Origin of the sequence: Rhizobium sp. LC145, assembly GCF_001005825.1 — a bacterium.
Classification (GTDB): Bacteria; Pseudomonadota; Alphaproteobacteria; order Rhizobiales; family Rhizobiaceae; genus Neorhizobium.
In genome coordinates this window covers 1-5,405 of record NZ_LBHV01000027.1, presented here as the reverse complement: position 1 = coordinate 5,405, position 5,405 = coordinate 1, and the positions used below count along the sequence as shown (strand labels likewise).

At 62.8% G+C, this 5,405-nt stretch carries 5 protein-coding genes and 1 pseudogene; 4 read left to right on the top strand and 2 right to left on the bottom strand.

Annotated elements, in window-relative coordinates; genetic code table 11:
- Nucleotides 1-281 (bottom strand): annotated as a pseudogene (locus tag YH62_RS30680) (hypothetical protein); the annotation flags it as partial.
- A gap of 276 nt (nt 282-557) precedes the next feature.
- Between YH62_RS30680 and YH62_RS28940 the strand changes: the two are divergent.
- The 4 genes from YH62_RS28940 to queF all read left to right on the top strand — a co-directional run bounded on the left by YH62_RS28940 (nt 558) and on the right by queF (nt 4,772).
- Nucleotides 558-2,747 (top strand): anthranilate synthase, encoded by a 2,190-nt coding sequence (locus YH62_RS28940; protein WP_046797780.1) that lies wholly within the window; start codon nt 558-560, stop codon nt 2,745-2,747.
- Nucleotides 2,701-3,249: a GNAT family N-acetyltransferase gene (locus YH62_RS28935; protein ID WP_046797779.1), complete on the top strand. Its 549-nt coding sequence runs from the start codon at nt 2,701-2,703 to the stop codon at nt 3,247-3,249. The genes YH62_RS28940 and YH62_RS28935 overlap by 47 nt, the downstream gene beginning before the upstream one ends.
- Nucleotides 3,250-3,387: 138 nt before the next feature.
- Complete coding sequence (locus YH62_RS28930; RefSeq protein ID WP_046797781.1) at nt 3,388-4,311, top strand: cation diffusion facilitator family transporter; 924 nt, start codon at nt 3,388-3,390, stop codon at nt 4,309-4,311.
- Nucleotides 4,308-4,772 (top strand): preQ(1) synthase, encoded by a 465-nt coding sequence (gene queF / locus YH62_RS28925; protein WP_046797778.1) that lies wholly within the window; start codon nt 4,308-4,310, stop codon nt 4,770-4,772. Before YH62_RS28930 ends, queF begins: the two co-directional genes overlap by 4 nt.
- A 239-nt stretch (nt 4,773-5,011) precedes the next feature.
- Here queF and YH62_RS28920 read toward each other — a convergent pair.
- On the bottom strand, nt 5,012-5,405 hold a 394-nt coding region (locus YH62_RS28920; protein WP_046797777.1), incomplete at its 5' end, for a DUF2076 family protein.

Genomic DNA, 5,405 nt, shown 5'->3' with positions numbered 1-5,405 from the left:
GCCTCCTGCTTGTCGTCCTCCTGCTTGCCGGGAGGAGGGGTGTCCGCGGACGGGGGCTCTTTCTCCGGCGTTGTCGATGGCGTTTCGGGTTTGGGTTCCGGCTTTGGAATGGTTTCGGAGGTGGGCGGTTCCGTTGGCTTGGCAGGCTCCTGCGCCTCGGTTCGTGTGTCGGGCTTTTTGGCTGGGAGAGGACCTTTACTGGGCAGGCTGGCGCTCATCAGGAGGGGGATGCCTAACAGAAGTGCCAACCAGGATCGCTGCATGCCTGTTTCCTTCTTCAAACCGTAATCCGGGGAGGGCAACGCGCGAAGCCGGATTTGGTCGCATCCGAAGCGCCAAGAAATTTGCTTGCGCGTTTTAAAGACCCACGCTAACAATTCCGCCCATGACGATTTCGATGAACATCGGCAACTGGTGGTGGGCACGCTTCGCGCGGCCTTGACCAGTCATGTCCATCGACAAGACGACACAAAGCCGCCCGAGAACCGAGGCGGCTTTTTTGTTGGCCGCAAGGGGACCGGGCATTGCGGCAAACGAACAGGATCGGAGAGGCAGATATGGTAACGATCATTCGGGATGACGGTTCGGAAACCTACGAGACGCGGGGCGGGATTACCGTCAGCCGGCAGCGGCGCGCGGCAGATTATGCGACCGCCATCTCTTCCTATGTCGACAGGCTCGATGAGCGGCGCGGTGCTGTCTTCTCCTCGAACTATGAATATCCCGGCCGCTATACCCGCTGGGATACTGCGATCGTCGATCCGCCGCTAGGGCTTTCCTGCAATGGCCGCAAGGTCTGGATCGAAGCCTATAACGAGCGCGGCGAAGTGCTGCTCGGCTTCGTCGCCGACCGGCTGCAGACCGTTTCCGAGATTACCCTCGGAAGCCGAACCGCGCGCCGCCTGGACCTGACCGTCAACGAGCCTTCCCGCGTGTTCACGGAGGAAGAGCGCTCCAAGATGCCGACGGTGTTCACCGTGCTGCGCGCCATCGTCGATCTCTTCCATTCGGACGCGGATTCGGCGATCGGCCTCTTCGGCGCCTTCGGCTACGATCTTGCCTTCCAGTTCGACGCGATCAAGCTTTCCATGCAGCGGCCGGAAGACCAGCGCGACATGGTGCTCTACCTGCCGGACGAAATCCTCGTCGTCGATCACCATGCCGCCAAGGCCTGGATCGACCGCTACGACTTTTCCAAGGACGGCGCGACGACGGACGGCAAGGCGGGAGATATCGCGCCCGATCCCTTCAAGCGTACCGACGTGATCCCGCCGAAGGGCGACCACAAGCCCGGCGAATATGCCGAACTGGTCACAAGGGCGAAGGAAAGTTTTCGGCGTGGCGATCTCTTTGAAGTGGTGCCCGGCCAGAAGTTCATGGAGCGCTGCGACTCGAAGCCTTCGGAGATTTCCAATCGGCTGAAGGCGATCAACCCGTCGCCCTATTCTTTCTTCATCAACCTCGGCCATCAGGAATATCTGATCGGCGCTTCGCCGGAGATGTTCGTGCGGGTATCGGGCCGCCGCATCGAGACCTGCCCGATCTCCGGCACGATCAAGCGCGGCGAGGATGCGATTTCCGACAGCGAGCAGATCCTGAAACTCCTGAACTCGAAGAAGGACGAGTCCGAACTCACCATGTGCTCGGATGTCGACCGCAACGACAAGTCCAGAGTCTGCGAGCCGGGATCGGTGAAGGTGATCGGCCGGCGGCAGATCGAGATGTATTCGCGCCTCATCCACACGGTCGATCATATCGAAGGACGGCTTCGGGAAGACATGGATGCCTTCGACGGCTTCCTGTCGCATGCCTGGGCGGTGACCGTGACCGGCGCGCCGAAACTCTGGGCGATGCGTTTCATCGAGAACCACGAGAAGAGCCCGCGCGCCTGGTATGGCGGGGCGATCGGCATGGTCGGCTTCAACGGCGACATGAACACCGGGCTGACGCTGCGCACCATCCGCGTCAAGGACGGTATCGCCGAGGTCAGGGCAGGCGCGACGCTGCTCAACGACAGCGATCCGCACGAGGAAGAAGCAGAAACCGAACTGAAGGCATCCGCCATGATTGCTGCCATTCGCGACGCCCGCACGGGCAATGCCGCCAAGGCCGGCCGAGACGTGGCCCGCGTCGGACAGGGCGTGAAGATCCTGCTCGTCGACCATGAGGATAGTTTCGTCCACACGCTCGCCAACTATTTCCGCCAGACGGGCGCGACGGTTTCGACCGTGCGCACGCCGGTGCCGGAAGAGGTGTTCGAGCGCTTCGATCCCGATCTCGTCGTGCTTTCGCCGGGCCCCGGCAATCCGCAGGATTTCGACTGCAAGGCGACGATCAAGAAGGCCAGGGCAAGGCACTTGCCGATCTTCGGCGTCTGCCTCGGCCTGCAGGCGCTTGCCGAGGCCTATGGCGGCGAACTGAGGCATCTGGCCATCCCCATGCACGGCAAGCCGTCGCGCATCCGCGTGCTGGAGCCGGGCATCGTCTTCTCCGGCTTGGCGCATGAGGTGACGGTCGGGCGCTATCACTCGATTTTCGCCGATCCGAAGACGCTCGATCCCGACTTCATGATCACCGCCGAAAGCGAGGACGGGACGATCATGGGCATCGAGCATGTGAAGGAGCCGGTCGCGGCCGTTCAGTTCCATCCGGAATCGATCATGACGCTCGGCGGCGACGCGGGCATGCGGATGATCGAGAATGTGGTGGCACATCTGGCGCGCAAGCGCGAGACGAAGGCGGCGTGAGGTGACCGAAGAGATCGCCATCGAGCCGATCCGCGAAGACCATGTCGAGAGCTTTCACAGGGCTCTCGATACGGTTTCCCGGGAGCGGAAATATCTGACCTTTCTGGAAGCGCCGCCACTCGATTCGGTGCGTGCGTTCGTGAAAAGCAATATCGTCGAGGGCCATCCGCAAGTCGTGGCGGTGGTCGACGGTGAGGTGGTCGGCTGGTGCGACATCCGCCGCAATGCCCGTGAAACGCATGCCCATTGCGGCTCGCTCGGCATGGGCATCATGCCGGCCTATCGCGACAGGGGGCTGGGCAGGCGGCTGATTACGGCAGCCCTCGATGCGGCCCGCGAACTCGGCCTGCATCGCGTCGAACTGCATGTGCATGCGGACAATCCGAGGGCGATTGCGCTCTACGAAAAGGTCGGCTTCGTGCGCGAGGGCGTGGCCCGCGATGCGGTGAAGATCGACGGCCGGTTCATAGACGCGATCCAGATGGCGGTGATTTTCGGGTAGGCCGTCGACCCTTTGACAAATAGCCCCACCTGATCCATATGCACGGCCATCCGAAACCGCCGGAGCGAGACGATCTCGCTCCGGCGGTTTCGCCGTTTCGGGGCTTCGGTCCTGCAAATCATTCGCATGCGCATAAGGATGAAAACCGTGGCAAGGGACACGAAAATCGTCGAACGGCTGGCGTTGTGTAGCATTCCGGTCTCGATCGGGGTGATGGGCCTGAAGATGTTCGCCTGGTGGGTGACCGGTTCGGTCGCGCTGCTTTCGGACGGGCTGGAATCCTTCGTCAACGTGGTTGCGGCTCTCCTTGCCTATTTCATCATCCGCTATGCACAGCGGCCCGCCGATCACGACCATCAGTTCGGCCATCACAAGGCGGAATATATCTCGGCGGTGGTCGAGGGCGTGCTGATCGTGGTCGCGGCGCTGATGATCATCCAGGAGGCCTGGGGGGCGCTTTTCGCGCCGAAGCTTCCGGACGCGCCGGTCCTGGGGCTTGCGATCAACGCGCTTGCCGCGGTCATCAATGCGGTGTGGGCAACGATGCTTATCCGGGCCGGCAAGGCGCAGCGATCACCGGCGCTGACAGCGGACGGGCACCACATCATGTCGGACGTCGTGACCTCGGCAGGCGTCTTCGTCGGCCTCATCCTCGCCGTCTTCACCGGCTACGCGATCCTCGACCCGCTGCTGGCAATCCTCGTCGCGTTCAACATCCTGTGGCAGGGCTACAAGGTGATCTCCCATTCGCTCGGCGGGCTGATGGACAAGGCGTTGGAGCCGGAGGAGGAAGCGGCTGTGCGCGAGACGATCACCGCCCATTCGCAGGGTGCGCTCGGCGTGCATGACCTGAAGAGCAGGCGGGCAGGGGCGGCGGCCTTCATCGATTTCCATCTGGTCGTGCCGGCCGGCATGAGCGTCGGTGATGCCCACGACATCTGCGACCGCTTGGAAGATGCGATCAAAGCGGTTATTCCCGGCGCCACATTGGCGATCCATGTGGAGCCCGAAGGCGAGCGCGCCCATGGACAGAAGGTAAAAGTGGAAGGAACACCATCATGACGACGACGGACGTATCGAGCCTTTCCCAGCTCGGTTCGAAAGTGGAAACGCCGCAGAGCCCTGAGGCGGCGGTGCTGGAAAAAGTGCCGAACGGCAACCAGGGAACGGATTACGTGGTGCGCTTCACCGCACCGGAGTTCACTTCGCTCTGCCCGATGACGGGCCAGCCGGATTTCGCGCATATCGTCATCGACTACATTCCGGACGGTTTCCTGGTGGAGTCGAAGTCGCTGAAGCTCTTCCTGCATTCCTTCCGCAACCATGGTGCGTTCCATGAGGATTGCTCGGTCTATATCGCCAAGCGGATCGTCGATTTGCTTCAGCCGAAGTGGCTCCGGATCGGCGCCTACTGGTATCCGCGCGGCGGCATTCCGATCGACGTGTTCTGGCAGACGGGCGAGGCGCCGGCCGGCGTGTGGCTGCCGGAGCAGGGCGTGCCGACCTATCGCGGGCGGGGGTGAGGAGCGGTTCGGCGAAGCCGGAGCAATCGATCCGGTGAATCGATTGCAGCGACGAACGCGCTGAGCCAAAGCGAAGCGCGGGAGACGGCGAGGCATATTCCCACCTCGTCCCCTCAGGGAGGGGACGAGGTGGTGAAGGGGATAACGAACCTCGCGATCGGCGTCAGGCTGTCATCCACTTCACTCCACCCCGGAGCTTCGCTCCGACCCTCTTCCTCAAGGGGAGGGTGGACCCCCGATCACACGTCCATCGTGTCGTCGCCGCCGGAGTTATCAGCGTCGAAGTCGGACTGGTCGTCGTTGTCGTCATCGGCCTGCTGCAAGCCGTCATCCGTATTGCCGTCATCGGCCGCCTGCCGGACTGCGTCATCGCCGTAATAGTTGTTGACGACGGTTTCCTCGGCCGGGCCATTGCCGAAGGGACTTCCGCCGGCAAGAGGCGAGCCCCAGCCGAGGGAATTTATGTGGCTCGAAAATATACCTGAAAGCGAGTTGGCGAGCAGCATGCCGCCCGCCACGCCGGCCGCGGTGCCGAGCGCGCCGCGCAGGAAACTGCCGCCCGCCGAGGGCGCTGAGGCCTGCGGGTTCCACGGGCCGGTGGGTTGGGGGCCAGTGGGCTGGGGGGCTATGGGC